This window comes from Mycobacterium sp. NGS17, assembly GCF_059813205.1.
Map to the genome: position 1 here is coordinate 225257 of NZ_JCALED010000009.1, position 26777 is coordinate 252033.

24 protein-coding genes are annotated in these 26777 nt (G+C 66.6%); 10 read left to right on the top strand and 14 right to left on the bottom strand.

From position 1 onward, the window contains the following. The 5 genes from AC5Y7E_RS19890 (at position 1) to AC5Y7E_RS19910 (ending at position 6142) form a co-directional block, all read left to right on the top strand. Positions 1–1107 carry an acyl-CoA dehydrogenase family protein gene (locus tag AC5Y7E_RS19890; RefSeq protein WP_499950474.1) on the top strand — a complete coding sequence of 369 codons (1107 nt, stop codon included), beginning with the start codon at positions 1–3 and terminating at the stop codon, positions 1105–1107. Positions 1108–1110: 3 nt separating this feature from the next. Next, positions 1111–1554, top strand: coding sequence for a PPOX class F420-dependent oxidoreductase (locus tag AC5Y7E_RS19895; protein ID WP_499950475.1), 444 nt, complete (start codon positions 1111–1113; stop codon positions 1552–1554). A gap of 25 nt (positions 1555–1579) precedes the next feature. After that, a complete protein-coding gene (locus tag AC5Y7E_RS19900; RefSeq protein ID WP_499950476.1) occupies positions 1580–2638 on the top strand; it encodes an NAD(P)H-dependent amine dehydrogenase family protein in 1059 nt (352 codons plus the stop codon). A gap of 178 nt (positions 2639–2816) precedes the next feature. Continuing rightward, a complete protein-coding gene (locus tag AC5Y7E_RS19905) occupies positions 2817–3245 on the top strand; it encodes an MmpS family transport accessory protein (protein WP_499950511.1) in 429 nt (142 codons plus the stop codon). Further along, on the top strand, positions 3242–6142 hold the full coding sequence (locus AC5Y7E_RS19910) for an MMPL/RND family transporter (protein WP_499950477.1): 2901 nt from the start codon (positions 3242–3244) through the stop codon (positions 6140–6142). Before AC5Y7E_RS19905 ends, AC5Y7E_RS19910 begins: the two co-directional genes overlap by 4 nt. Here AC5Y7E_RS19910 and AC5Y7E_RS19915 read toward each other — a convergent pair. From AC5Y7E_RS19915 to AC5Y7E_RS19960, 10 genes are all read right to left on the bottom strand, one after another. Next, positions 6139–6972, bottom strand: a complete 834-nt coding sequence (locus tag AC5Y7E_RS19915; RefSeq protein WP_499950478.1) for a DegV family protein — start codon at positions 6970–6972, stop codon at positions 6139–6141. The two genes, AC5Y7E_RS19910 and AC5Y7E_RS19915, sit on opposite strands and share 4 nt — an antisense overlap. Before the next feature lie 5 nt (positions 6973–6977). Further along, positions 6978–7721 (bottom strand): diglucosylglycerate octanoyltransferase, encoded by a 744-nt coding sequence (gene octT / locus AC5Y7E_RS19920; RefSeq protein WP_499950479.1) that lies wholly within the window; start codon positions 7719–7721, stop codon positions 6978–6980. Then, positions 7711–8385, bottom strand: a complete 675-nt coding sequence (gene gpgP / locus AC5Y7E_RS19925) for a glucosyl-3-phosphoglycerate phosphatase (RefSeq protein WP_499915409.1) — start codon at positions 8383–8385, stop codon at positions 7711–7713. The genes octT and gpgP overlap by 11 nt, the downstream gene beginning before the upstream one ends. Beyond that, on the bottom strand, positions 8382–8777 hold the full coding sequence (gene rsfS, locus AC5Y7E_RS19930) for a ribosome silencing factor (protein ID WP_499915407.1): 396 nt from the start codon (positions 8775–8777) through the stop codon (positions 8382–8384). Before rsfS ends, gpgP begins: the two co-directional genes overlap by 4 nt. Beyond that, positions 8774–9442, bottom strand: coding sequence for a nicotinate-nucleotide adenylyltransferase (gene nadD, locus AC5Y7E_RS19935; protein ID WP_499950480.1), 669 nt, complete (start codon positions 9440–9442; stop codon positions 8774–8776). The genes rsfS and nadD overlap by 4 nt, the downstream gene beginning before the upstream one ends. Positions 9443–9642: 200 nt before the next feature. After that, positions 9643–11091 (bottom strand): vWA domain-containing protein, encoded by a 1449-nt coding sequence (locus AC5Y7E_RS19940; RefSeq protein WP_499950481.1) that lies wholly within the window; start codon positions 11089–11091, stop codon positions 9643–9645. A gap of 8 nt (positions 11092–11099) precedes the next feature. Beyond that, entirely contained in the window at positions 11100–11975 is an 876-nt protein-coding gene (locus tag AC5Y7E_RS19945) for an AAA family ATPase (protein WP_067129062.1), read from the bottom strand. A 36-nt stretch (positions 11976–12011) separates the two neighbouring features. Then, positions 12012–13271, bottom strand: a complete 1260-nt coding sequence (locus tag AC5Y7E_RS19950) for a glutamate-5-semialdehyde dehydrogenase (protein ID WP_499950482.1) — start codon at positions 13269–13271, stop codon at positions 12012–12014. Positions 13272–13377: 106 nt separating this feature from the next. Beyond that, entirely contained in the window at positions 13378–14781 is a 1404-nt protein-coding gene (locus AC5Y7E_RS19955; RefSeq protein ID WP_499950483.1) for a mechanosensitive ion channel domain-containing protein, read from the bottom strand. Continuing rightward, a complete protein-coding gene (locus AC5Y7E_RS19960; RefSeq protein WP_499950484.1) occupies positions 14781–16973 on the bottom strand; it encodes an adenylate/guanylate cyclase domain-containing protein in 2193 nt (730 codons plus the stop codon). Before AC5Y7E_RS19960 ends, AC5Y7E_RS19955 begins: the two co-directional genes overlap by 1 nt. 156 nt (positions 16974–17129) lie before the next feature. Here AC5Y7E_RS19960 and AC5Y7E_RS19965 point away from each other — a divergent pair, with 156 nt between their 5' ends. Together AC5Y7E_RS19965 and AC5Y7E_RS19970 are read left to right on the top strand one after the other, a co-directional pair. Beyond that, complete coding sequence (locus AC5Y7E_RS19965; RefSeq protein ID WP_499950485.1) at positions 17130–18008, top strand: ribokinase; 879 nt, start codon at positions 17130–17132, stop codon at positions 18006–18008. A 130-nt stretch (positions 18009–18138) separates the two neighbouring features. Continuing rightward, positions 18139–18546 carry a hypothetical protein gene (locus AC5Y7E_RS19970; RefSeq protein ID WP_499915392.1) on the top strand — a complete coding sequence of 136 codons (408 nt, stop codon included), beginning with the start codon at positions 18139–18141 and terminating at the stop codon, positions 18544–18546. Positions 18547–18601: 55 nt separating this feature from the next. Here the strand turns inward: AC5Y7E_RS19970 and AC5Y7E_RS19975 are convergent, their stop codons facing one another. Further along, positions 18602–20644: an NAD(+) synthase gene (locus AC5Y7E_RS19975; protein ID WP_499950486.1), complete on the bottom strand. Its 2043-nt coding sequence runs from the start codon at positions 20642–20644 to the stop codon at positions 18602–18604. 59 nt (positions 20645–20703) lie between these two features. Here AC5Y7E_RS19975 and AC5Y7E_RS19980 point away from each other — a divergent pair, with 59 nt between their 5' ends. Both AC5Y7E_RS19980 and AC5Y7E_RS19985 read left to right on the top strand, forming a co-directional pair. Next, positions 20704–21243: a cysteine hydrolase family protein gene (locus tag AC5Y7E_RS19980; RefSeq protein WP_499916689.1), complete on the top strand. Its 540-nt coding sequence runs from the start codon at positions 20704–20706 to the stop codon at positions 21241–21243. Positions 21244–21260: 17 nt separating this feature from the next. Continuing rightward, complete coding sequence (locus AC5Y7E_RS19985; RefSeq protein ID WP_499950487.1) at positions 21261–22109, top strand: NAD-dependent protein deacetylase; 849 nt, start codon at positions 21261–21263, stop codon at positions 22107–22109. Here the strand turns inward: AC5Y7E_RS19985 and AC5Y7E_RS19990 are convergent. Then, the gene (locus AC5Y7E_RS19990; protein WP_499950488.1) at positions 22106–23383 is read right to left on the bottom strand and encodes a cytochrome P450; all 1278 of its coding nucleotides are present in this window, start codon (positions 23381–23383) and stop codon (positions 22106–22108) included. The two genes, AC5Y7E_RS19985 and AC5Y7E_RS19990, sit on opposite strands and share 4 nt — an antisense overlap. A gap of 105 nt (positions 23384–23488) precedes the next feature. On the opposite strand from AC5Y7E_RS19990, the gene AC5Y7E_RS19995 reads away from it, so the two are divergent. Beyond that, entirely contained in the window at positions 23489–24136 is a 648-nt protein-coding gene (locus AC5Y7E_RS19995) for a TetR/AcrR family transcriptional regulator (protein WP_499950489.1), read from the top strand. A gap of 36 nt (positions 24137–24172) precedes the next feature. Here the strand turns inward: AC5Y7E_RS19995 and proB are convergent, their stop codons facing one another. Both proB and obgE read right to left on the bottom strand, forming a co-directional pair. Further along, positions 24173–25276: a glutamate 5-kinase gene (gene proB / locus AC5Y7E_RS20000; protein ID WP_499915382.1), complete on the bottom strand. Its 1104-nt coding sequence runs from the start codon at positions 25274–25276 to the stop codon at positions 24173–24175. Next, the gene (obgE, locus tag AC5Y7E_RS20005) at positions 25273–26772 is read right to left on the bottom strand and encodes a GTPase ObgE (RefSeq protein WP_499950490.1); all 1500 of its coding nucleotides are present in this window, start codon (positions 26770–26772) and stop codon (positions 25273–25275) included. Before obgE ends, proB begins: the two co-directional genes overlap by 4 nt. Positions 26773–26777 lie beyond the last annotated feature (5 nt).

Below are 26777 nucleotides of genomic sequence, written 5' to 3' on the forward strand. Positions count from 1 at the left end.
ATGGACTTTCAGTTGAGCGACGAGCAAGCCCTGCTCCGCGACACCACCCGCGACCTGTTGTCGCGCACCTATGACCCGGAAAGCCGCAACAAGATCATCGGCTCCGATCTCGGCTGGAGCCGCGAGGTGTGGAATCAGCTCGCCGACACCGGCATTCTGGGTCTCGGCTTCGAGCCCGAGGAGTCCGGCCAGATCGAGATCATGGTGGTGCTTCACGAAATCGGGCGCCGACTGGCCCCCGAACCGGTGCTGCATGCCGCGCTGGGGCCCGGTGCGCTGATCGCCGAGCGGGGCAGCGCTGAGCAGAAGCAACTGCTCGAGGAGGTCGCTGGCGGACAGCGGCTGCTGGCGTTCGCCCACCTCGAGCCGGGCCAGCGCAAGCCGTCCGCCGAGGTGAGCACCAAGGCTGCGCAGCAAGGGGATTCGTGGACGCTGACCGGTCGCAAGAACCCGGTCCTAGCCGGCGACTGCGCCGACACCTTGGTGGTCAGTGCCGGCTTGCCGAACGGCGGCACGGGGCTGTTCCTGGTCGATGCGGCATCGGTGACCAGGCACCCGTACCGGACGTTCGACGGACAGCGCGGCGCCCAGATCGACCTGGATTCCACCGCCGCCGAACCCCTCGGCGAAGCAGGCGACGTGTCGGGTGCCGTCCGCGACGCCGTCGTGCGCATTCAGTCGGCGCTGTGCGCCGAAGCGCTTGGGGCAATGGAGGAATCGCTGCGCCTGACCACCGATTACCTCAAGACCCGCAAGCAATTCGGCGTCACGCTCAACAAGTTCCAGGCGCTCACACAGCGCGCCGCGGACATGTACGTGTCGCTGGAGATGGCGCGCAGCATGACCCTGTACGCGGCCATGTCGATCGCCGACGGCAAGCTCGACCCGTTGATCGCCTCGCGGGCCAAACTGCAGATCGGTCGCTCGGGCCGGCACATCGCGCAGGAGTCGGTCCAGATGCATGGCGGCATCGGGGTGACGGCGGAATACCCGGTCAGCCACTACGCCGCCCGGCTCACCGCGATCGAAAACACCCTGGGCACCTCGGGCGAGCACCTGCACAACCTGATTGATCATGTCGGCGACTACGACTTGGCCCGTCTTTAAGGCATGGCCGAGCGCGCGGAATTAAGCCAGAGGGTCATCGAGTTCCTATCGGCCGGCACCCGCACCGGGATGCTGGGCTACGTCGCCGCCGACGGCCGGCCGCTGGTCGCGCCGGTGTGGTTCGTGGTCGACATCGGGCAAGACGGCGCTGAACTGGCGTTCAACACCGGGCGCGACACGTCGAAAGGCCGTGCTCTGGCTCGGGATTCGCGAGTGGTGATCTGCGTTGACGACCCCCACCCGCCGTACTCGTTCGTCCAGGTTCAGGGCGTGGCCGCGGTCAGCGAGGACGTGCAGGACGTGCTGGACATCGCCACCCGCACGGGGCGCCGCTACATGGGTGCCGACCGCGCCGAAGAATTCGGCCGTCGCAACGCCGTTCCCGGTGAATTAGTGGTGCGGGTGCGCCCGACCAAGGTCAACGCGGGATTCGACATCAGCAACTAGTTCGCCCCACGGCAAAGGAGCCGCGATGAGCAAGGCAAGCAAGGACCGTCCGCTGCGGGTGATCCAGTGGACGACGGGAAACATCGGGCGCCGTTCCCTGCACGCCATCATCGGGCGGCCTGACTTGGAACTGGCCGGGGTGTATGCGCATGGCGCCGACAAGGTCGGCGTCGACGCCGCCGATCTGGCGGGCTGGCCGGAGCCGACCGGGGTACGGGCGACCAACGACATCGACGCGCTGCTGGCCCTGGGCGCCGACGCGTGTTGCTATAACCCGTTGTGGCCCAACATCGACGAGTTGGTGCGGCTGCTGGAATCGGGAGTCAACGTGTGCACCAGCGCCGCGTGGATCACCGGCGGCAAGCAGACGCCGCAGGACCACAAACGCATCGAGGATGCCTGCCAGAAGGGCAATTCGACGATCTTCGGCAGCGGAGCGCACCCGGGCATGACGAATATGGTGGGCATGGTTCTGTCCGCCTCGTGCGAGCGCGTCGACGAGATCCGGATCACCGAGTCGGTCGACTGCTCGACCTACGAGTCGGCGGAAACCCAGACGGCGATGGGTTTTTCGCAAGATCCCGATACCCCTGGGCTGGCCGAAAACGTGCGGCGGGAAAGCGAGGTCTTCGCGGAATCGGCCGCGATGATGGCCGACGCGATCGGCGCGAAGCTGGACAAGATGACCTTCGACGTCACCTTCACCGCGGCCACCGGTGACTCCGATCTGGGCTTCATGAAGATCCCCGCCGGAACGGTCGGCAGCGTCTACGGATACCACCGCGGCTGGGTCGGCGACCGCAACGTCGTCAGCGTCGGATTCAACTGGACCATGGGCAGCCACGTCGTCCCGCCCAAGCCACTCGAGCACGGCCACGTCATTCAGGTCTTCGGGTTGCCCAACATGCGGACCGTGTTGCACTGCCTGCCGCCCAAGGATTGGACGGAGCCCGGGTTCATGGGACTGGGAATGATCTACACCGCCATGCCGGTCACCAATGCCGTCCCGGCGGTGGTGGCCGCCCCGGCCGGGATCGTGACGCTGGCGGATTTGCCTCCGGTCACCGGCCGGCTGGCCCCCTAGCGGCTATGCCGTTCGCCACAACAGGCGGCCCCGGGAGGAACGCTTGCGTGCACTAAGGTTAGTATCCCTAACTGAGCAAATGTTCCGTTGACAGTGGTGTCGTCGGCGACGGTTGGTGAGCTTTGCGGAAGGCGGTCAGGTGGTGACTAGTCCAGACTCAGATTCCCGCCCCGGCCTCTTGACCCGCGCGCTCAAACACGGGTGGATCCCGCTGGTGCTGGTGGTCGTTCTGGCGACCTCGGCGCTGATCGTGTCGCGGCTGCACAGGATCTTCGGTTCGGAAGATCTCAACGCGAACGCCGGCAAGGGAATCGACATCGTGCAGTTCAACCCGAAGGTCGTCGTTTACGAAATCTCCGGCTCCCCGGGTACGACCGCGAACATCAACTACTGGGACGAAAACGCCAACACGCATCAGGTCAACAACGCCCCGCTGCCGTGGTCGACCACGATCTCCACCACGCTGCCGTCGGTGAGCGCCAACATCATGGCGCAGAGCGACGGCAGCACCATCAGCTGCAAGATCACCGTGGACGGCATCGTCCGCGACAACCAGAACTCCGACGGCCATAACGCCCAGACCTTCTGCCTGGTGAAGTCCGCATGAGCGAAGTGAACAGCAAGACCGAGCGCGACCTGAGCGCCGCCGACACCGGCCCGATCAAAACTGGACGCCTGTCCAAGGCCGAACGGGGCCACCGGCCTTACCTGCCCCACGCGATCCGCATCTTCGCGATACCGATCATTCTGGGCTGGGTGGCCGTCACCGTGTTGGTGAACGTCATCGTTCCCACCCTGGAGAAGGTCGGCGAGGCGCACTCGGCGCCGATGACACCGCTGGACGCGCCGTCGATGAAGGCGATGATGCGCCTGGGCCACAACTTCCACGAGTTCGACTCCAACAGCACCGTCATGATCGTCCTGGAGGGTCAGCACCCGCTGGGCCCGGACGCGCACCAGTACTACGACAAGCTGATCCGGCAACTCCGCCAGGACCCCAAGCACATTCAGCACATTCAGGACTTCTGGGGCGACCGGCTCACCGCCGCCGGCGCGCAGAGCGCCGACGCCAAGAGCGCGTATGTACAGGTGAACCTCGCCGGTAACCAGGGCACGACGCTGGCCAACGAGTCGGTGGACGCCGTTCGCAAGGTCATCGACGAGAACAAGTCGCCGCCCGGCGTCAAGGCCTACGTCACCGGTCCCGCGGCATTGTCCGACGACATGCACATCATCGGTAACGCCAGCCTGGCCAAGATCACGCTGTTCACCCTGGGCGCCATCGCGATCATGTTGCTGTTGGTCTACCGGTCGATCGTCACCACGCTCGTGCAGCTGTTCATGACCTTTGTCGCGCTGGCCTGTTCGCGCGGGGTCGTCGCGGTTCTCGCCTACCACAACGCATTCGGGCTCACCACCTTCGCCGCCAACATCCTCACCATGCTGGCGATCGCCGCGGGAACCGACTACGGAATCTTCCTCGTCGGCCGATACCAGGAGGCGTTGGCCGCGGGCGAGGACCGAGAAACTGCGTACTACACCACATTCAAGGGCGTCGCCCCGGTCGTCTTGGGATCGGGCCTGACGATTGCGGGCGCGACCTATTGCCTGAGTTTTTCGCGGTTGCCGTGGTTCAACACCATGGGCGCGCCCGTGGCGATCGGCATGCTGGTGGTCGTGCTGGCCGGCATCACGCTGGGCCCGGCGGTGGTCTTCGTCGGAAGTCGCTTCCACCTCTTCGAACGGCAGGCCAAGCGCGGTCGGCTGTGGCGTCGGGTCGGCACCGCCGTCGTGCGTTGGCCCGCACCGATTTTGGCGGTCAGCGCAGCGATCGTGCTGGTCGGCATGATCGCCCTGCCGAGCTTCCACACGAGCTACAACGACCGCCATTACCTGCCGCTGTCGGCCCCGTCCAACCAAGGACAGGAGGCCGCGAACCGGCATTTCTCCGAGGCACGGATGAACCCCGACCTGTTGATGGTCGAATCTGACCACGACATGCGTAACCCGGCGGACATGCTGGTGTTGGACCGGGTGGCCAAAAACGAGATGCGCACCCTCGGCATTGCCATGGTCCAGGACATCACGCGGCCACTGGGCATTCCGATCCAGCACAGCTCGATTCCGTTCCAGAACAGCGTCCAAAGCCAGACCACGATGCAGAACATGGGCTTCCTCAAGGAGCGGATGAACGACATCCTGAAGATGGCCGACGACCTGCAAACCCAGATCGACACCACGCAGCGCCAGTACGAGGTGTCGCTAGACCTGGCGGGCGCCGCCGACGACAGCGCGAAGACCACGGCGGTGACGTCGCAGATCACCGACACCCTGCGCGACCACATCGCGGATTTCGACGACACCTTCCGGCCGGTGCGCACGTACTTCTACTGGGAGAAGCACTGCTACGACATTCCGTTGTGCATCGGGCTGCGGTCCCTCTTCGACACGTTCGACGGGTTCGACCAGCTCGCCGAGCAGTTCCACTACCTCACCACCGATATCGCGCACACCGCCAAGGCCACACACGACCTGAATGCGCTGTTTCCCATACTGATCAACACGCTGAAGAACACCAGGGGCATCACGCTGACGCTCTACCAGACGTTCCAGGCGATGATCAACCAGATGGAGGCGATGAGCAACACCGCCATCGTGATGGGGCAAAGCTTCGACAACTCCAAGAACGACGACTTCTTCTACCTGCCGCCAGAAGCGTTTGACAACCCGGACTTCCAGACGGGTCTTCGCATGTTCCTGTCGCCGGACGGCAAGTCGGCGCGGTTCTTCATCACCCATCAGGGCGACCCGATGTCTCCGGAAGGCATCGCGCGGGTCGACGCCGAACGCACCGCCGCGCAGGAGGGGTTGAAGCAGTCCTCGCTGTCGGATGCCAGGGTCTATCTCGGCGGCACCGCCGCAACCTTCAAGGACATGGCCGACGGCGAGAAGTACGACCTGATGATCGCGGTGGTGTCGGCCCTGACCCTGATCTTCATGATCATGCTGCTGCTGACTCGAAGTGTGGTGGCCGCGCTGGTGATCGTCGGCACGGCGGCCAGCTCGATCGCAGCGTCGTTCGGTCTGTCCGTGTTGATTTGGCAGGACTTGTTCGGCATCCGGATCCACTGGATCGTGATGGCGCTGTCGGTCATCATCCTGCTGGCCGTCGGGTCGGACTACAACCTGCTACTGGTCTCCCGGTTCCGTGAAGAGATCCATCGGGGACTCAAGACGGGGATCATCCGATCGATGGCCGGCACGGGTGGTGTGGTGACGGCCGCGGGTCTGGTGTTCGCCTTCACCATGGCGTCCATGCTGGGCAGCGATCTGCGCGTGCTCGGTCAGTTCGGGTCGACCGTGTGCATCGGCCTGCTGCTCGACACGCTGATCGTGCGCACGTTGCTGATGCCCTCGATCGCCACTCTGCTCGGACGGTGGTTCTGGTGGCCGCAAGTCGTGCACCCGCGGGGTGACAACGCGCGACGGCCGGTGAGCGCCTAATCCGCTGGGAGGCTTAGGCTCACCGCGACGGCGCCCGCGCCGACATGCAACGCGAGCACCGGCCCAAGTTCGGTGATGATGGCCGGCTCGCACGCCGGCAGCCGTTCGCCCAGCGCCGTCGCCACCTCTCGTGCGCCGTCCGGATTGTTGACATGGTGCACCGCCAATGCGGCGGCATGCTGCCCGACGACCTGACAGACGCGGTCGATCATCGTCTCCGTTGCATGGCTCACCGTGCGGACCCGTTGGGCCAGAACGAGTTTGCCGTCATCGATACGCAACAGGGGCTTGAGCGCAAGCGCGGTGCCCAGCCAGGCCTTCGCCCCGCCGATGCGTCCGCTGCGGCGCAGGTTGTCCAGCCGGTGCACCACGATGAACGCATGTCCGCGGTCCACGGCCGCGCGCGCCGCGGCCGCGACGGTCTCGACGTCGCCACCGTCGGCCGCGGCCCGCGCCGCGGCCAAAGCGACGAAACCGGTGCCCATCGCGGCTGACTTGGAGTCGACGACGCACACGTTCGGATCGAGATCGGCGGCCGTGCGTTCGGCGGCCCGGCAGGTGCCCGACAGCGCAGCGGAAATGTGGACGGCCACCACCCCGTCCGCACCGCTGTCGGCCAGTGCCTGCTGGTATACGTCGGCCAGTTCGGCCGGAGTGGCGGCCGCGGTCGTGGCCGCCAGCTTGTGGATGTCGCCGGGAACGTCGTCGACACCATCGCGCAGGTCATTGCCGTCGAGCAGGATGTGCAGCGGAACGACGCGTATCCCCCACTTCTCGAGCAGCTCGGCCGGCACGCGCGCCGACGAGTCGGTCACCACCACGACAGTCACGAGCGCTACCCGCGGGGTTTCTCGTTGGGTATCCCGGCTTCGGCCAGCGCCTTGAGCATCAACTCCGCGACCGCCTGGTGAGCCTCGAAATTCCAGTGAATGCCGTCGGGGTTTCCCCGGCCACTCATAATCTGCTCGGCGACAGCGGCTTTGAGATCGACCAAGGGCACCTCGTGGTTTTGCGCCCATTCGGTGATGGCGGCCACCGTCCCCGCACGTCCGTGGTGGGCGCGGCCGTAGGTGTCGGCGATATGCACCGACGGCAGCGAGGCCACGATCGGGATACCGGGTCGGTTGAAATCGATTGCGCCACGGGTCTGTTCGAGATAATCAGCACTCAGGTGCGGAGGCAGCGCCGGCCTGGCGATCGGCGAGAGCCTGGGTTGCAGCCAGCCATAGCCGTCACGTACCCAGCGCCGCAGCCAGGGTGGCCGCACGTAGCGGATCAGCTCGCGCAGCGCGGTGGGCAGCACCGACGGCAGCGAATCCATGCCGCCGGTGGCGAAGATGACCGCGCCGGCCCGCGGAAGTGCCGCCCAGGCTCGCGGGTCCTGGGTCGCCGCCCACCAGATGTCGCGGCACGTCCAACCGATGCGACCAATCAACTCGACATCCCAACCAAGTTGTGCCGCGACAATGTTCGGCCAAATGCGGGGATCGTCTGCGGGAAGGCCCCCGGTGGGCCCGTAATAGGCCAACGAGTCGGCGAAAATCAGCAGTGTGGGCTTCGGCCGCTGCTCACAGGACATCGTTGGACACCTGCGCCGAAGCGTTCCACACATCGAGACGCCAACGGATGCTGTCGAATTCGTCGGCGGGATCGTCGTTGTGCCCGGAAAGTTGCACCCAGCTGGCATTGCCCATGCCGCCCAGAATCGGCCAGTTGGCGACCGGAAGCTTCAGCAGCGCGGCCGACAGCGCGGCGATCAGACCGCCGTGGGCCACCAGCACCACCGGGCGATCCGGCCCGTCGGGATCACCCCATTCCCGCTCGCCGGCAACCAGTTCGGCGACCAACGGCACGCTGCGCGCCGCGACGTCGACCCTGCTCTCGCCGCCGTGCGGCGCCCAGGTGGCGTCTTCGCGCCAGGCCAGCCGCGCACCGGGGGCCTGCGCGTCGACCTCGGTGTGGGTCATCCCCTGCCAGTCGCCGAGATGCGTTTCCCGCAACCGCTGGTCCACCCGGATCGGCACGCCGGTCACCTCACCCAGCCTGAGCGCGGTGTCATAGGCGCGATGCAGGTCCGACGATGCGATCAGCAACGGCTGCAGCTTGCCCAGCACCTCGGCGGCCGCAACCGCCTGTGCCCGCCCGAGTTCGCTGAGTTCGGAATCCAGCTGGCCCTGCATCCGGCTGCCGGCGTTGAACTCGGTTTGCCCGTGCCGCAACATGATCAGACGACGTATCCTCATTGCGCGCCCGGCTCTTCGGAGTCGTCACGGCCCTCGTCCAGGTCTACCGGCACCACCGGGCAGTCGCTCCACAACCGGTCCAGGGCATAGAAGTCACGGTCTTCCTGGTGCTGGATGTGTACGACGATGTCGCGATAGTCCAGCAGCGTCCAGCGGCCTTCCCGGGTGCCCTCGCGACGGGCCGGCTTGTAACCGGCCTTGCGCATCTTCTCCTCGACCTCGTCGACGATGGCGTTGACCTGCCGCTCGTTGGACGCCGAGGCGATCACGAAGCAGTCCGTGATGGCGAGCTGGGCGGAGACGTCGATGACGACGACGTCGTCGGCCAGCTTCGCGGCGGCGGCGCCGGCGGCGACCGTCGCCATGTCGATGGCCTCGTCGGTGGCGCTCATGGGTGTTCCCCTGTGTGCAGGCGACTTTCGTTCACGACCACCGGCGGCCCGTCGTCGTCGCGGTAGAGCCGGCGTTTGGAGACGTACTGCACGACGCCGTCGGGCATCAGGTACCACAGCGGCCGCCGCTGGGCGGCGCGGCGACGGCAATCGGTCGAAGAGATGGCCAGCGCCGGGATCTCCACCAGGGTCAGCGCATGGTCCGGCAGCTCGCCCAGCACCCCGGTGATGTGTTCGCGCCGCAGCTCGTAGCCGGGCCGGCTGACCCCGACGAAGCGCGCCAGCTCGAACGCCGTCTCCCAGCCCTGCCACGACAGGATCGAGGCCAGCGCGTCCGCCCCCGTGATGAAGTACAGCTCGGAGTCCGGGTTGAGGGCGTGCAGATCGCGCAGAGTGTCCTTGGTGTAGGTGGGCCCGGCGCGGTCGATGTCGACCCGGCTGACCGAGAAGCGGGGATTGGACGCCGTGGCGATCACCGTCATCAGGTAGCGGTCCTCGGCAGCAGAAACGTGCCGCTCCTTCTGCCACGGCTGCCCGCTGGGCACGAACACCACTTGGTCGAGGTCGAACAGGTCGGCGACCTCACTCGCGGCAACCAGGTGGCCGTAATGGATGGGGTCGAACGTCCCACCCATCACCCCTAGCCTGCGAAGCTGCTTTTGCACGATTTGCCAGCTTACTTGAGCCGGCGTTACGGCCGGATTTCCCAGGCGTTGGTCACATGCGCCACACCAGCCCCGGGCGTGAGCGCAACGCCCGCTGCGTGCGTCACGCTGGTGTGACGCTGGGCTCTCGCGGTCACGCTGGCGTGACGCTGGGCGACGCGAAGGGGCTCCGGGAGCGGTTAACGACAGGACGCCCGCGCCTACACCGGCAGCAGCTGGTCGATCACCGCGGCCAGCTGCTTGGCCGACCTGCACTCGTGCATCGGGATGACGTCTTGATAGCGCGGCACCGCCGAGTCGCCGCTGCCCCAGAGGTGCTTGGGCTCGGGGTTCAGCCAGTGGGCATGCCTGCTGGCGGTCACCATGTGCGACAGCAGCTCGGTCTCCGGGTTGCGGTAATTGGTGCGGCCGTCCCCGAGCACCAGCAGCGAGGTACGCGGTGACAGCACATTGGGGAACGCCTGAATGAACGAGGCGAACGCGTTGCCGTAATCGGAATGGCCGTCGCGACTGTAAACGCCCGACTCCCGGGTGATCCGCTGAATGGCCACGGCCAAGTCGGCTTCCGGGCCGAACATGTGGGTCACCTCGTCGGTGGTGTCGATGAAGGCGAACACGCGAACACGCGAGAATTGTTGGCGCAGAGCATGTACCAGGAGCAGGGTGAAGTGGCTGAACCCGGCGACCGAGCCGGACACGTCGCACAGCACCACCAGCTCCGGCCGTGCCGGACGAGGCTTGGCCAGCACCACGTCGATCGGAACCCCGCCGGTGGACATCGACTTGCGCAACGTCTTGCGCATATCGATCGACCCGGCCCGGGCGCGTCGCCGGCGGGCCGCCAGCCGGGTCGCCAGAGTTCGGGCCAGCGGAGCGACCACCCGGCGCATCTGGCGCAGCTGCTCACCGGAAGCGCGCAGGAATTCCACGTTCTCGGAAAGCTGTGGAATGCCGTACATCTGGACGTGATCGCGACCCAGCTGCTCCGCCGTGCGCCGTTTGGTCTCGGAATCGACCATCTTGCGCAATTGGGTGATGCGCTGCGCGGCAAGCGCTTTGGCGATCTCCTCCTGGCTGGGAGTGGGCTCGTCGCCGTACGAGGCGAGCAGCCCCGCCAGCAGCTTGCCCTCGAGCTCGTCCAGCGCCATCGCCTTGAGCGCCTGATACGACGAGAACGACGGGCCGCGACTGGAGCTGTATTTGCCGTAGGCCTCAACGATCCGGGCGATCATCGCGACCAGGCGCTCGTCCATGTCGGCGAGATCGGGGTTCTCGGTCAGCAGGTCCACCAGCATTTGGCGCATCGCCTCGACATCGTCGGGCGGCAGCGCGTTGTCGTCGGGCGATTCGTTGGCCTCGTCGTCGGTGACCACCGCGCGTGCGCCCAGCGCCGCCGGGAACCACAGGTCGAACATGGCGTCATAGGTCTCGCGGTGATCGGACCGGCGCAACACCGCGCACGCCAAGCCCTCCCGCAGCACCTTCCGGTCACCCAGGCCCAGCGTCGCCATCACCCGGCCCGCATCCACCGTCTCCGACGGCCCGACCGAAATCCCGGCCCCGCGAAGCGCTTCCACGAATCCCACCAAGTGACCGGGCAGCCCGTGCGGGGCGAGCGGCCGGGAGGGGCGGGTGCGGCGGGTGGCCATCAGTCGTCCTAGTTCAGCCGCAGCTCGCCGGTCGCGCGCTGCTGGTCGGATTGGTGTTTGAGCACAACGCCGAGCGTGGCCGCGACGACCGCGTCGTCAATGGTGTCCAGGCCCAGCGCGAGCAGCGTGCGGCCCCAGTCGATGGTTTCGGCGATGGACGGAACTTTCTTGAGTTGCATCCCGCGCAGCACGCCGATGATGCGAACGAGCTCCTCGGCCAGATGCGCGGGCAGCTCGGGGACCCGGGACAACAGGATGCGGCGTTCCAGGTCGGGACTGGGAAAGTCGATGTGTAAGTACAGGCAGCGACGCTTGAGCGCCTCGGAGAGCTCGCGGGTGGCGTTGGAGGTCAACACCACCAGCGGCGTCCGCTCGGCGGTGATGGTGCCCAGTTCCGGGACGGTCACCGCGAAGTCGGACAGCACCTCCAGCAACAGGCCCTCGATCTCGATATCGGCCTTGTCCGTCTCGTCGATGAGCAGCACGGTCGGCTCGGTGCGCCGGATGGCGGTCAGCAACGGGCGCTGCAGCAGGAATTCCTCGCTGAAGACGTCGTCCTTGGTCTGATCCCAGTCCCCGGAACCGGCCTGGATGCGCAGGATCTGCTTGGCGTGGTTCCACTCGTAGAGCGCGCGAGCCTCGTCGACGCCCTCGTAGCACTGCAGGCGCACCAGTCCCGAGCCGGTGGCTTGCGCGACGGCGCGGGCGAGTTCGGTCTTGCCGACGCCGGCCGGACCTTCCACCAACAACGGCTTACCGAGCCGGTCGGCCAGGAACACGGCCGTCGCGGTCGCGGTGTCTGGCAGGTAGCCGGTCTCGGCCAGCCGCCGCGACACGTCGTCGATGTCGTCGAACAACGGCTTGGACCGGGCGGGCACACTCACAATCGGTTCTCCTAAAACGCTTTCGCCACGCGGGTATCAGGCCGGACGAGTTTGTCCGTCTCCCCACACAATCCATTTGGTCGAGGTCAACTCGGGCAGGCCCATCGGACCGCGGGCATGCAGTTTCTGGGTAGAGATGCCGATCTCGGCGCCGAAACCGAACTGCTCGCCGTCGGTGAACGCCGTGGACGCGTTCACCATCACCGCTGCCGCATCCACACCGTCCGTAAACTTTTGCGCCGCAGCCATATTGGTGGTCACGATGGCCTCGGTGTGCCCGGTGCCGTACTCGTTGATGTGAGCGATCGCCGCGTCGATGCCGTCGACCACCGCCACCGCGATGTCCATCGACAGGTACTCGCGACGCAGATCGTCCTCGTGCGCATCCTTCGCGAATCCACCGTGCACCGTCACGCCGGCGTCTTGCAGGACGGTCAACAGCCGGGGCAGCGCGTCTTCGGCGATCGCCACGTCGACGAGCAGCGTCTCCGCGGCGTTGCAGACACTCGGCCGACGGGTCTTGGAGTTCAACAGGATTCGCTCCGCCACATCCAAGTCGGCGCCTTCGTGCACGTAGACGTGACAGTTGCCGACGCCGGTCTCGATGGCGGGTACCTGCGCGTCGCGGACCACCGCGTTGATCAGGCTCGCCCCGCCGCGTGGAATCACCACGTCGACCAGGCCGCGGGCTTGGATCAGATGCGTCACCGTGGAACGGTCATCGGCCGAAAGCAGTTGCACCGCATCGGCGGGCAGGTCCTCGCTGACCAGCGAAGCCCGCAGCACCTGAACCAGAGCCTGGTTGGACCGCGTCGCCGACGAACTTCCGCGCAGCAGTACGGCGTTGCCGGACTTCAACGCCAACCCGAAGGCATCGACGGTCACGTTCGGCCGGCCCTCGTAGATCATCCCGACGACGCCCAGCGGCACCCGCTGCTGACGCAACTGCAACCCGTTGGGCAGCGTGTAACCGCGCAACACCTCCCCGACCGGGTCGGGCAGGCCGGCGACCTGGCGCAGGCCGGCGGCGATTGCCTCAACGCGTTTGGAGTCCAACGCCAACCGGTCGAGCATCGCGGACGGCGTGCCGGCGGCCCGGGCGGCGTCGAGGTCGTCGGCATTGGCCGACAGGATGAGATCGCTGTGCGCGGCTATCGCGTCGGCCGCGGATCGCAGTGCCTGGTCCTTGGCAACCGTCGGCAACAATGCCAGGACACGTGAGGCAACGCGGGCGCGGCGTGCCGCGTTGTGCACCTCCTGGCGCAAGTCAGGAAGCGATGGTGCTTGCAGACTCATCAAACCAGGGTATCGGGCGGCAAAACCGCGGGTGAGGCGACCCGATCGCCACTACCCCAATGGTGGCGACCCGCATCGCCCGGCACCGCCGCGCTCGCGATCGCCACTAGCTCACCCGCTCACCGCGCCGCGCGCTGCGCACCTTGCTGCGCCGCTCTTCGATGATGTTGCCGAAGCTCTGCAGCAACAAGGGCGTACGCGTCACGAGGTGCTCAACGTGTTCCCGATCGATCTCCAGAGCCGTGACCTCCTCGAGCGCGTACGCGCTGGCCAGGTTCGGTTGCCTGGTCAGCGCGGTCAGCCCCAGGAACGATCCTTCGACCAGCGTGCTGATCGGCACCAGCGAGCCGTCGTCGGCGGTCGCGGTCAACTGCACGCGCCCGGAGACCAGGAACGTCATGGTCGTGGGGACCTGGCCGGCGTACTCCACCACCTCGTCGGCGCCGTAGCGGACGATCCTCGCGGCAGACCGCAGCGATCGCTGCTCCTCGGCGCCGATCCGCAACGCCGGCGCCACGACCGTGTGCAACGCATGCTCTACACGTTCGGCGGTGGAGAAGTCGTCGTCGGCGTCATCGAGGTGCAGGCCTTCCCGCCGCGTCGCATACCAGGCCCAGCGCAGGAAGGTGGCCTTGGCGGCGCCGTCGTCCGCTGGTGAGGTCAAACCGATGGTGGTGCGGTACTCGGCCGCGCCCACCGGGACAGTCCGCGGCACGCTGCCCGCCTTGAGCTGGGGTAACCGCTCGGCGATGCGGGACAGCAGCGCACACACCTGGTCCGGCGGGTCGGCACTGGAGAACGTCGTCGTCACCGACAGCTTGTGCGCGCCGGGAGGGCGAGAAAGGTTCGTGAACGCGTTGCTGGCCAGCACCGAGTTCGGCGTGACCCGAATGCCGCTGCCGGTGTCGATGTGCACGGCGCGCCAGTTCACCTCGACCACGCGGCCGCGGACCGCGCCCGTGTCCAGCCATTCATCGATGCGGAACGGCTGCTCGAACAACATGAAAAGGCCCGACACGATCTGGCCGACAGAGTTCTGCAGCATCAGACCGATGACGACCGACGTGACGCCCAGCGCGGTGAATATACCGCCGATGCGCACACCCCAGATGTAGGACGACATCACCGCCAGACCGACACCGATGACGGCCAACCGGGCGCAGTCCAGAAAGATGGTGGGCAGCCTTTTGCGCCAGCTGTTTTCGGGTGCGCCCTCGAACATCGCCGCGTTGAAACCGGACAGCACGAGCACCAGCGCCAGCAGGCCGAAAACCGTGGTGAGGACACGCACCGGAACGTCGCCGGCCGGAATCTGCGAGGCCTGAACCAGCAACAGCAACAGCGCACCGAGCGGCAGCACATAGTTGCGCAGCAGGCCGACCTGCCGGGCCAGCGGGCTGTTCCTGCGCAGCAGCGCGTCGTGCAGCTCGGTGAGCGCGATCAACCCGAGGGGCAGCCCGACCGCGATGCCGATCGCCCAGTAGAACCACGTCGAGTTGAACAGGTTCATCAACGCTCCTGCAACCGGTAGATGGCCTGATCGGCGCCCCCGACGGAGATGGTGCCGGCGGGCGTGAAGTGCCGGACGTCCCGCATCGCCTCGTACACCTGCGAGCTGACATAGACGCCGGGCTGCGGTGCGCCGCTGTGCATTTGATAGGCCAAACTGACCGCTCCGCCCCACATGTCGTAGACCAGGCTGGAGCGGCCGACCAGCCCACTCACCGCGTTGCCGGTGTTGACACCTACCCGCAGGCCCAGCTGGTGCGCCGATTGGGTGTTGAATCGGTCGATGATGCGGCCGATTTCGAGCGCGAAGTCGACGGCGCGATGCATGCTGTCCAGCCTGGGGGTGACCACCCCGCAACTAGCCAGATAGCCGTTGTGGAACGTGCGAATCCGTTCGACGCCAAGGGCTTCGGCGGCCGAATCGAATTGTCGGAAGAGGTCGTCGACGGTGGCGACCAACTCGTCTTCGGGCAGGTCGCTCGAGATCTCGTCCAGGCCGACGATGTCGGCATAGATGATGGCGACATCCTGGTGTTTTTGGGCGATGGTCTCCTCGCCATCACGATAGCGTCGCAACACCGATTCGGGCATCAACGCCAGCAGCACGCGGTCGTTTTCCCGGCGCTGCTCGTTGAGCAGCTCTTCCTTGATTGCCAGACTGCGGCTCATCTCGTTGAAGGCCGCTGTCAGATCACCGATTTCGTCGCGTCGTTTCACCGGGATGTTGATCTCGTAGTCCCCGGAGCTGATCTTGCGGGTGCCCTCTTCGAGGCGCCGGACCGGTCGCACCGCGGCCTGCGCTACCAACATCGAGGCCACACAGATGGCGAAGATCATCGCCGCGACGGCGATCACCATCTTCTTGCTGAACCGGCCGAGGCGGGCGAATGCGTCGGAGTTGTCACGCGTCGCGAGGATCGACCAGTGCAGGTCGGAGTTGGGGATGGCCAGCGGGGCATAGGCTTCCAGCTCCCTGTTGCCCATGTAGTCGGTCGCGCTGACCACGCCCGTCTCGCCGCGTTTGGCGGCGCGAAGACCGGCGGTATCGACCGGCTGCACCAGGGTGGTGGTGCCCAGCCGGATCGCGCGGTCGACCACGTCGGGGGGCGTGCCGGCGTCGATCGCCGAACGCCGGTAATCCTTCGGGTCCTCGATGAAATCCCTTGAATCGGACCGCATCAGGTAATCGGGACCGGCCAGGTACGTTTCGGTCGCCGGTCCCATTCCGCCCGCGTCCCAGTGCTTGTCGGCGGTCATGATCTTGTTGATCTTCGCGACCGGCACCGGCAGCGCCATCACTCCCTCGAACCTGCCATTCATGCCGATCGGTGACACCACCCACGCCGTGGGCGTATCCAGTGCCGGCTGATACTGCTGGAAGTCGGTGATCCAGACGAAGTCGACGTCGTTGGAGGCCAAGGCCTTCTGGTATGCCTCCCGCAGTTTCGATTCGCGATACGGGCCGGTCAAAATGTTTGTTCCGAGGTCGGGACCCTTGCGCACGCTGTAGACGACATTGCCCTGCATGTCCAACAACAGCGCGTCGCGATAGTCGAACCGGTTGACGATGCCGCGCATGTAGAAGTCGAAGCGCGCGTTGGACGCCGACCAGGCGCTGCCGTCGCCGGCGTCCAGGACGGGCAACGCATCGGGGTTCGCCCGGGGCGGGGCGGTGTAATAGGCCTGAATGTACTTCTGCGCGTTGGAACTTGGCAGGACGGCCCTGATGTCGATGGTGTCCCCGGTGATCTGCTTGATCGGTTTGATCATGTCGTTGTCGTAGTAATCGACCAGCGACTGTTGTTGGGCGGGTGAGATCGTCGCATTGTTCAGTTGAGCGAAGTCCGCCGTGAGGGCCGTCGTCGCCTGGTTGATGCCGAACCCGCCACTCCAGATGATCAGCGAATTCGACACCTCACGAAACAGCGCTTGCACAGCTCGCTTCTGGGATTCGCGCATCTCGATCAGGCGTTCGGATTCGACCTGGCGCAGCGCGTTGCGCCCGGACGCCGCCCCAATGGCGCCGATCACCGCCACCCCCAGGATGCTCGACAGCAGCATGGTGATCAGAATTTTGGACTGGATGCCGAACCGGAATCGGGTCAGGGCGCTTCGGCGCGTGCGCTTGGCGGCCGGGTGAGCCGGCTCTGGATCGATATGGGGTTCAGCGCCTGTGAGCTCGCTCGTGGTCAATCGCCTACCCCTTTTCTTGGGTTTCAGCACCCCTAACGCAGCAGAATATCGCGCGGACATCGAGTTATTCGGGGTTTGCCATGAAGCGATTCGGCGCCGAAAGTGCCGGTGTCCTTTGGTGTGCTTTGCCATTCCGGCGCGACTAACGTCGGCGTCATGGCGGGCGTCTGTGTAGTGGGCAGTGTGAATCTCGATCTGTCATTGACTGTCGATGCCCTTCCTCGGCCCGGCGAGACGGTTTTGGCGTCGTCGTCGTCGCACGCCCCCGGCGGCAAAGGCGGCAACCAGGCGGTGGCGGCGGCGCGCGCGGGCGCGCAGGTGCAATTCGTCGGAGCGATGGGCGATGACACGGCCGCCGGGCAATTGCGCGCGCACCTCGAATCCAACGGTGTCGGGCTCGACGGAGCCGTCGAAATTCCCGGCCCCAGCGGCACGGCCATCGTGGTGGTGGACGCGAACGCCGAGAACACCATCGTGGTCGCGCCGGGCGCCAACGGTCGTTTCACGCTGACCGACGACCGTGCGCGTGCGGTCATCGCGCAGTGCGATGTGATGTTGACCCAGCTGGAGATTCCGGTGGACACGGCTGTCGCGGCGGCGCAACACGCGCGTTCGGCGGGGGCGATCGTCATTGTGAACGCGTCGCCGGCCGGTCAGGATCCCCACTCGTTGGGCGACTTGGCGGCCGCCGCGGACGTGGTGATCACGAACGAAGAAGAGGCCAACGAATGGCCCTGGCGCCCGGAGCATCTGGTGGTCACGCTCGGTGCGCGCGGCGCCCGTTACGTTGGCGCCGACGGCGAGTACACCGTGTCGGCTCCGGCGGTCGATGCGGTGGACACCACCGGGGCCGGCGACGTCTTCGCCGGTGTGCTGGCCGCGAATTGGCCATCCAAGCCGGGCTCGCCGGATCAGCGGCGGCTCGCGTTGCGGCGTGCTTGCGCAGCGGGCGCGTTGGCGACGTTGGTGGCCGGGGCGGGTGATTGCGCACCGGACGCCGCGGCGATCGACAAGGCGCTGCGAGACGCGTCTTAGCCGCTCTGCCCGCCGACGTCGCCCCGCTGACCTGCGGTTGGCAGCGTTTGGCAGCGGCTGGCGTCGATCTGGCAGTGGTTTGCGAGCAGCGTCGGTGGTGATCGCAGTCCGCCATCGAGAAAGGAACATCATGTCCGCTACCACGATCGACCGCACGGGCACCCGCGACGGCTTGCTTCGCCTCGCCATGCGCGCCGACGCCGCCATCAGCGCGGTGGTCGGCCTGGCCGGCATCCCGGTGGCCGGCTGGCTCGCCGACCTCTCGGGCACCACGAAGGCGTTCGAGTACGGCATGGCCGCGTTCCTGATCGCGTACGGCGTGGTGGTGTTCGGGCTGGCCACCTTGCCGTCGGTGCGGCGCGCCGGCATGGGCGTCATCATCGCGAACGTGGCGTACACGGTGGCCGCAATCGTTCTCGTGCTCGCCGACGTCTTCCCGTTGACGTCGACCGGCGTGGTGCTGAACCTGGCGGCCGGCGTTTACACGCTGGTGTTCGCCGAGTTGCAGTACCAGGGCTGGCGCCGCGCCAAGGCCTGAGCCCGAATTGCTCCGGGCCCGCTCGGTCCCCCGGGCGGGTCCGCGAGTGTGCGAACTAGTCCTCGGGGACTTCGCGTTCGATTTCGTCGAGCCAGATTCGCGCCGACATGTCGGACGGGGCGCGCCAATCCCCCCGCGGCGACAGCGAACCACCGTGCGACACCTTGGGCCCGTTGGGCAAGGCCGAGCGCTTGAACTGGCTGAACGAGTAGAACCGCTGCACGAAGACCTGCAGCCAGTGCCGGATTTCCTTCAGCGAGTACGACGGCCGCTTGTCCTCGGGGAAGCCGGGCGGCCAGATGCCGTGATCGGGATCGCTCCAGGCGTGCCAGGCCAAGAAAGCGATTTTCGATGGCCGGAATCCGAAGCGCAGCACGTGGAACAGTGAGAAGTCTTGCAGCGCAAACGGTCCCACTTTCGCCTCACTGCTCTGCAGCTCTTCCTCCTCGCCGCTGGGAACCAGCTCCGGCGTGATCTCGGTGTCGAGCACCGACTGCAACACCTCGCTGACCTCCGGCTCGAACTGTTCCGACGAGATCACCCAGCGGATCAGGTGCTGGACCAGTGTTTTGGGCACGCCGCCATTGACGTTGTAATGCGACATCTGATCGCCGACACCGTATGTCGACCAGCCCAGCCCGAGCTCGGACAGGTCTCCGGTGCCCAGCACGATCCCGCCGCGCTGGTTGGCCAGCCGGAACAGGTAGTCGGTGCGCAAACCGGCCTGAACGTTTTCGAAGGTGACGTCATACACCTTCTCGCCCCGGGCGAACGGGTGATCCATCTCCTTGAGCATCAATTCCGCCGTCTCACGAATGTCGATCTCGGCGAACGTCACACCCAGCGTGCGGCACAGCTCGGCCGCGTTGCGCTTGGTGTGGTCACCGGTCGCAAAGCCGGGCAGGGTGAACGCCAAAATGTCACTGCGCGGGCGTTGTTCGCGATCCATCGCGCGTGCGGCGACGATCAGCGCATGCGTGGAATCCAGTCCACCGGAGATCCCGATGACGACCTTCGGGAAATCGAGCGCGCGCAGCCGCTGTTCGAGTCCGGCGACCTGGATGTTGTAACCCTCGAAGCAGTCCTGTTCCAGCCGTTCGGGATCGGCGGGGACGAAGGGAAAACGCTCGACCCCGCGCCGCAGGCCGATGTCGCCGCCCGGTGGGTCCAGCCGGAACTCGATGCGCCGATAGGTGTCCGTCGTCGACCGGTGGTGGCGGCGGTTGTCGTCGAAGGTGCCCATGCGCAGCCGTTCCGAGCGCAGCAGTTCGATGTCGACGTCGGCGATGCTGAGCCGCTCTCCTTTGGGGAAGCGCTCGGATTGAGCCAGCATCACACCGTTCTCGAAGATCATGGTCTGACCGTCCCACGCCAGGTCGGTCGTCGATTCACCTTCTCCGGCAGCCGAATACACGTAGCCGGCCAGGCATCGCGAGGACGCCGAACGGGCCAGCAGGCAACGGTCCTCGGCGCGGCCGATCGTGATCGGACTGCCGGAGAGGTTGGCCAGCACCGTCGCACCCGCGAGCGCGGCCTCGGCGCTGGGCGGGATCGGCACGAACATGTCCTCGCAGATCTCCACGTGCAGCACCAAGCCGGGCACGTCGCAAGCCTCGAAAAGCAGGTCGGGGCCGAACGGCACCTCGACGCCGGCGACGCGGATGGTGCCGCGCTCGTCGTCTCCCGGTGCGATCTGGCGGCGCTCGTAGAACTCGCGATACGTGGGCAGGTAAGACTTCGGCGCCACCCCGAGCACCTCGCCGCGGTGGACGACCACGGCGGCGTTGTAGATCCGGTGCCGATGACGCAGCGGGGCACCGACGACCAACAGGGGCAACAACTCGGTCGAGGCCGCGACAATCTCCGCGATGGCTTTGTCGACATCGTCGAGCAACAGGTCCTGCAGCACGATGTCTTCGATGGAATACCCGGACAGCGTCAGTTCCGGGAAGACAGCCAGCGCGACGGCGTCGTCGTGGCACTCCCGGGCCATTCGCAGGACCGATTCGGCGTTCGCGGCCGGGTCGCCGATGACCGTGCGGTGCGTGCATGCGGCGACGCGGGCGAAGCCCTGGCTGTAAGCGTTGTAGAAGTCCATCGCCCTTCCATTGTCGTCCCATGCGTGTCAACTCGGAGTTGCCGGGTATTCCCGACGCCATGAGCGACACGGCTGTCTTGGTGGTCGACATGATGAACACCTATCAGCATCCCGACGCTGAGAATCTAATACCCAATGTCGAGAAGATCATCGAGCCATTGACCGATTTGGTTCGCCGGGCCCGCGAATCCGACGGCGTCGACCTGATATACGTCAACGACAACTACGGCGATTTCACCGCGCAGTTTTCCGACATCGTCGGCGCCGCATGCGAGGGCGCCCGGCCCGACCTGGTGGAACCGATCCTGCCGAAGGACGAAGGCCGCGTGATGACGAAGGTCCGCCACAGCGCGTTCTATGCGACGGCGCTGGCGTACCTGCTCAACCGGCTGGAAACCAAGCGGTTGATCATCACCGGTCAGGTCACCGAGCAGTGCATCCTCTACACGGCACTGGATGCGTATGTGCGGCACTTTTCCGTCGTGATCCCGACCGATGCCGTGGCACACATCGACCCGGATCTGGGCGAGGCGGCGTGCAAGATGATGCAGCAGAACATGTCTGCCGAGCTCACGACGGCGGCCGACTGCCTGAACTGATCTCCTACTCTGAATAAGTGACCGTCGGCTGCGCAGAATCGCCCGAACTGGTCACTCTGCTGGCCGGTCGCCGGGTCGCGGTGCTGACCGGAGCGGGCATCTCCACCGATTCGGGCATTCCCGACTACCGCGGGCCCGATTCACCGCCGAGCAATCCCATGACGATCCGCCAGTTCACCAGCGATCCGGTATTTCGACAGCGGTACTGGGCACGCAACCACGTCGGCTGGCGGCACATGGACGGCACCCTGCCCAACGCGGGCCACCGGGCGCTCGCCGCGCTCGAGGCCGCGTCGGTGGTCACCGGCGTGATCACCCAGAACGTCGATCTGCTGCACACCAAGGCCGGCAGCCGAAACGTCATCAACCTGCACGGCACCTACGCGCAGGTGAGCTGCCTGGACTGCGGAACCACCATGACGCGCGCCGCGTTGGCCGAGCGGCTGGAGGCGCTCAACCCCGGCTTCACCGAGCGCGCCGAAGCGATCGGTGGTCTGGCGGTGGCTCCCGACGCCGACGCCGTGATCGCCGATACCGCGTCGTTCCACTATCTGGATTGCGAGCGCTGCGGCGGGATGCTGAAGCCGGACATCGTCTACTTCGGCGAAAGCGTTCCCAAAGATGTTGTGGCGCAAGCGTATGAGTTGGTGGCGCGGGCGGATGCGCTGTTGGTCGCCGGCTCGTCGCTGACGGTGTTCTCCGGCTACCGGTTCGTGCGGCACGCCGCGGCGTTGGGCATTCCGGTGGCCATCGTCAACCGTGGCAGTACCCGCGGCGACGACCTGGCCACCGTGAAGGTCGACGGCGGGTGCTCGGAGTTGCTGGCCCTACTCGCCGACGAATTAGCGCCCCTGTCAACGCGTTAGAAGGTGCACGGCATGCTGCGGATGGCGTGCACGAAATTGCCGGCCAAGTAGGTGGGCTCGCCCGCCCGAATGTCGGGCAGCTGACGAAACAGCTCGGCGAAGATGGCCCGCAGCTGGGCGCGTGCCACGTGCGCGCCCAAACAGAAGTGCAGTCCGCCGCCCCCGAAGCCGACGTGTGGATTGGGGTCACGGCTCAAATTCAAACGTTCCGGGTGGTCGAACACCTCGGTGTCCCAGTTGCCGGACGGGTAGAACATGACCACCTTTTCGCCCGCGGCGATTCGTTGGCCGCCCAGCTCGACATCCGTTGCGGCCGTGCGTCGGAAGGTCATGACCGGCGTCGCCCAGCGAATGAACTCCTCGATGGCCGTCCCGATCCGGTTGTCGAAATCCGAAAGCAGCCAAGCCTTTTCGCCGGGGAAGTCGGTGAGCGCCCTCAGCGTGTGGCTGATGGTCTGCCGGGTGGTGTCGTTGCCCGCCACCGACAACAGGACGAAGAAAGCTGCCACCTCCGCGTCCTCAAGGCGGTCGCCGTCCACCTCGGCGGTGACCAGGCTGCTGATCAGGTCCTCGCCCGGGTGCGCGCGACGTTCGGTGGCCAGGCTGCCGACGACTTGGTGCAGATACAGCTGGTTTTCCACCAGGACCTCCATCGCTGGACGTCCGTTGAGGAATTCCGGGTCGCCCCAGGACACCAACGCGTCGGTGGCGTGCGCCATGCGCTCACGCTCGGACTCCGGAATCCCCATCATGTCCGACAGGGTGCGAATGGGCAGTTCCTTGGCGCAGCGGTCGACGAAATCAGCGCCGCTGCCGGCCGATCGGAGCTCCTCGACGATGGCCGAGGCGTTGGCCTTGATCGAGTCTTCGATGCGGCGGACCTGCCGCGGGCTGAGCGCGGCGTGGGCGAGCTTGCGCAGCTTGGTGTGTCGCGGCGGATCCATCGCCAGGAAAGACTGCGACGCCTCGAGCAGCTCCACCGGAATGCTCTCGAACATCACGCCCTGGCCGGACAGGAACACGTCGTTGTTGCGGCTGACCGCGACGATGTCGGAGCGCCGGGTGACCGCCCAAAAGCCGGGGTCCGCCGGATCCGGCATCAACGAGTCCTCGACCGGCGGATGCCAGCTCACCGGACGTTCGGCCCGCAGCACGGCGAAGGAGCGTTCCCGATCCGCCGCGGTGGTGGACCAGAACGCGCGTGAGGACAGATCGATCTCGTCGTAGGCACGGCCGGATTTGTCGGTGCCAGATTTATCCGTCAGCACGGCCATGGTGGCGATCCTCCGTCTCGTATGACACCGGTCACAGACTCTCGTGACGATATGCCTAGACACTATGTCTAGTCAATATGTCTTGAGCTCGGCTATGCTCGGCGCATGCCGTCACTCACCCGCAAGCCGCAGGGTCGCAGCGTGGGGCGCCAACAGCGCCGCGAGCAAATGGAGCGCCGCTTGCTGGACGCAACCGAACGGCTGATGCGCGATGGCGCGAGCTTCACCGAGCTCAGCGTGGATCGGCTCTCGGGCGAGGCCGGCATCTCGCGGGCCAGCTTCTATATCTACTTCGAGGACAAGGGTCATCTGCTGCGCCGGCTTGCGCGCCAGGTGTTCGGTGATCTGACCGATGGCGCGCGAAGCTGGTGGAGCGTCGCCGGGCGCCATGACCCCGACGACGTGCGGACCGCGATGAGCCGCATCATCGCCACCTACCGGCGGCATCAGGCGGTGCTGGTCGCGCTCAACGAAATGGCCGCCTACGACCCGCTGACGGCGAATACATATCGCGAACTGCTGACCGGCATCTCTGAGCAGCTCACCCACGTGATCGAGGACGGCCAGGCGGACGGCTCGATCCGCCCGGAGCTGCCCGCGGTCACCACCGCCAGCGCGCTGACGTGGATGGTCGAGCGGGCCTGCCAGCAGAACCTGCCGGCGAAGCCACCCGACTACGACGCCGAACTAGCCGCGGCCCTGGCCGAGATCGTTTGGGGCGCACTGTATCTCAAGCCAACCTCGGAGCGCTGACCCAGACCCCAGTCACCCGCACCGACGAACGCGCTCCTACACTGCCACCAAATCGTCGGCGTGCACCGCGGGCCTGCGCAACTCGCCGGGCAGCTCAGAGGTGGAGCGGCCCATCATGGTCGTCAGTTCCGTCGCGTCATAAGCGACCACGCCACGGGCCACCATCACCGCGTCCTGGTCGCGCAGTTCGACCACATCGCCGGCGTAGAACCGCCCGGCCACCGCGGTGATGCCGGCGGGCAGCAGCGAGCGACGCTGCCGCACGACCGCGCGCACGGCACCCTCGTCCAGGGTCAGCGCGCCGGCCGCCTCGGCGGCGTATCGCACCCAGAACCGGCGTGCGGACATTCGCACCGGACGCGCGGCGAACACGGTGCCGACCGAGGCGTCGGTGAGCGCGGTCGCGGCGTCGGCGGCGGCGGCAAGCAGCACCGGCACACCGGCGTCGGCGGCCAGCAGCGCCGAGGACATCTTCGAGGTCATCCCGCCGGTACCCAAATCGCTTCCGGGCCCGGCGATTACGCCGATCAGATCCGCAGAACCCGACACCTCCGGAATGAACCTCGCGCCGTCGGTCTTTCGCGGATCCGAGTCGTAGAGCCCATCGATGTCGGACAGCAACACCAACGCCTCGGCGCCGACCAAATGAGCCACCAGCGCCGAAAGCCGGTCGTTGTCGCCGAACCGGATCTCGTTGGTGGCCACCGTGTCGTTCTCGTTGACGATCGCCACCGCATGCAGCGCGCGCAGCCGATCCAGCGTGCGCTGGGCGTTGGTGTGCTGGGCCCGCATCGAGATATCGTGCGCGCTCAGCAGCACCTGCCCGACCGTGCGGCCATAGCGGGCGAACGCGGCGCTCCACGAGTTCACCAGCGCCACCTGGCCGACGCTGGCGGCGGCCTGCTTCGTCGCCAGATCCCTGGGACGACGGGACAATCCGAGCGGCTCGATGCCGGCCGCGATGGCTCCCGATGACACGATGACGACGTCGGTGCCCGCCTTCATCCGCGTCTCGATGGCGTCGGCGAGCCCGGCGAGCCGGCCGGCGTCGAACACGCCCGCCGGTGTGGTCAGCGCGTTGGTCCCCACTTTGACCACCAGGCTGCGAGCGGTGCGGATGGCCTCTCGGTGGGCGCTCACTGCTCCTCACCGCGTTCTGTGGTTCTGCGCCGCTCCTCAGTATCGCCGCGCTCTGCATCGTCGCCGGCGCGGCGCTGGCGCCGGGCGGCCTTGCGCTCGGCGGCGCCGACGCGCTCGGTGCGCTCCAAGCGCGCGTCGGTTCCGCGGCCTGACAGCGCAACCTGTTGCCCGGCAGGCGTTTGCGGCTCCCAATCAAAGGTCATGTCCCCGATCGTCACCTCGCAACCCGGCCGAGCACCCAGCCGCAGCAACTCCTCTTCGACACCGAGGCGCGCCAGCCGATCGGCGAGATACCCCACGGCCTCGTCGTTGTCGAAGTTCGTCTGCCGGACCCACCGTTCGGGGCGCGCGCCGCTGACCACGAAGGCGCCCGGCTGCCCCGGATCGGGCTCCACGCTGAAGCCGCTGTCGTCGACGGGAACGGGACGAATCACCGGCCGGCGCGGCACGATCGGCGGCTGTGCGGCCTGGTACTTCGAGATCACCTTCCACAACCCAAAGGTCAACGGCTGCAGACCTTCTCGCGCGACAGTCGAAACCAGGAACACCGGCCAGCCACGCTGTGCGATCTCGTCATGAACGAACTCGGCAAGCTCGCGCGCTTCGGGAACGTCGATCTTGTTGAGTACCACCGCGCGGGGCCGCTCGGTGAGATCACCCAACGTCGCATCCCCTTGCAGCGTGGGCGTATACGCGGCGAGTTCGGCCTCCAACGCGTCGATATCGGAGATCGGATCACGGCCGGGCTCCGCGGTGGCGCAGTCGACGACGTGCACCAGCACCGCGCATCGCTCGATGTGGCGGAGGAAGTCCAGCCCCAGGCCGCGGCCCTCCGACGCACCGGGGATCAGGCCGGGCACATCGGCGACGGTGAAGGTGTGCTCGCCCGCCGACACCACGCCGAGGTTGGGCACCAGCGTGGTGAACGGGTAGTCGGCGATCTTGGGCTTGGCCGCCGAGATCGTCGACACCAGTGAAGACTTGCCGGCCGAGGGAAAACCGATCAGGCCGGCGTCGGCGACGGTCTTGAGTTCTAGGGTCAGGTCGCGGGTTTGGCCCTGCTCGCCCAGCAGCGCGAAGCCGGGAGCCTTGCGCGCACGCGACGCGAGAGCGGCGTTGCCCAGCCCGCCGCGACCGCCCGCGGCGGCTTCAAAGCGGGTGCCGGCCCCGACCAGGTCGGCCAGGAGCCGACCGTTTTCGTCGAGGACGACGGTGCCGTCGGGCACTTTGACTTCCAGGTCGGCGCCGGCGGCGCCGTCGCGGTTGTTGCCCATCCCCTGCTTGCCCGAGGGCGCGGTGACGTGCGGATGGAAATGGAAGTCGAGCAGGGTGTGCACCTGCGGATCGACGACGAAGACAATGCTGCCGCCGCGGCCGCCGTTGCCACCGTCGGGGCCGCCGAGCGGCTTGAACTTCTCCCGATGGACCGAGGCGCAGCCGTTACCTCCGGCACCGGCGCGCGCGTGGATGACGACGCGGTCGACGAACCGAGGCATCGTGG

What these genes read in the sequence shown, in the direction of transcription:
- AC5Y7E_RS19980 (WP_499916689.1), top strand. Translation starts at nt 20,704, where the DNA reads ATGAGCGACACGGCTGTCTTGGTGGTCGACATGATGAACACCTATCAG.
- AC5Y7E_RS19970 (WP_499915392.1), top strand. Translation starts at nt 18,139, where the DNA reads ATGTCCGCTACCACGATCGACCGCACGGGCACCCGCGACGGCTTGCTT.
- AC5Y7E_RS19955 (WP_499950483.1), bottom strand. Translation starts at nt 14,781, where the DNA reads ATGAACCTGTTCAACTCGACGTGGTTCTACTGGGCGATCGGCATCGCG.
- AC5Y7E_RS19975 (WP_499950486.1), bottom strand. Translation starts at nt 20,644, where the DNA reads ATGGACTTCTACAACGCTTACAGCCAGGGCTTCGCCCGCGTCGCCGCA.
- AC5Y7E_RS19900 (WP_499950476.1), top strand. Translation starts at nt 1,580, where the DNA reads ATGAGCAAGGCAAGCAAGGACCGTCCGCTGCGGGTGATCCAGTGGACG.
- AC5Y7E_RS19895 (WP_499950475.1), top strand. Translation starts at nt 1,111, where the DNA reads ATGGCCGAGCGCGCGGAATTAAGCCAGAGGGTCATCGAGTTCCTATCG.
- AC5Y7E_RS19965 (WP_499950485.1), top strand. Translation starts at nt 17,130, where the DNA reads ATGGCGGGCGTCTGTGTAGTGGGCAGTGTGAATCTCGATCTGTCATTG.
- AC5Y7E_RS19950 (WP_499950482.1), bottom strand. Translation starts at nt 13,271, where the DNA reads ATGAGTCTGCAAGCACCATCGCTTCCTGACTTGCGCCAGGAGGTGCAC.
- obgE (WP_499950490.1), bottom strand. Translation starts at nt 26,772, where the DNA reads ATGCCTCGGTTCGTCGACCGCGTCGTCATCCACGCGCGCGCCGGTGCC.
- AC5Y7E_RS19940 (WP_499950481.1), bottom strand. Translation starts at nt 11,091, where the DNA reads ATGGCCACCCGCCGCACCCGCCCCTCCCGGCCGCTCGCCCCGCACGGG.
- AC5Y7E_RS19995 (WP_499950489.1), top strand. Translation starts at nt 23,489, where the DNA reads ATGCCGTCACTCACCCGCAAGCCGCAGGGTCGCAGCGTGGGGCGCCAA.
- AC5Y7E_RS19910 (WP_499950477.1), top strand. Translation starts at nt 3,242, where the DNA reads ATGAGCGAAGTGAACAGCAAGACCGAGCGCGACCTGAGCGCCGCCGAC.
- gpgP (WP_499915409.1), bottom strand. Translation starts at nt 8,385, where the DNA reads ATGAGGATACGTCGTCTGATCATGTTGCGGCACGGGCAAACCGAGTTC.
- rsfS (WP_499915407.1), bottom strand. Translation starts at nt 8,777, where the DNA reads ATGAGCGCCACCGACGAGGCCATCGACATGGCGACGGTCGCCGCCGGC.
- AC5Y7E_RS19990 (WP_499950488.1), bottom strand. Translation starts at nt 23,383, where the DNA reads ATGGCCGTGCTGACGGATAAATCTGGCACCGACAAATCCGGCCGTGCC.
- octT (WP_499950479.1), bottom strand. Translation starts at nt 7,721, where the DNA reads ATGTCCTGTGAGCAGCGGCCGAAGCCCACACTGCTGATTTTCGCCGAC.
- AC5Y7E_RS19890 (WP_499950474.1), top strand. Translation starts at nt 1, where the DNA reads ATGGACTTTCAGTTGAGCGACGAGCAAGCCCTGCTCCGCGACACCACC.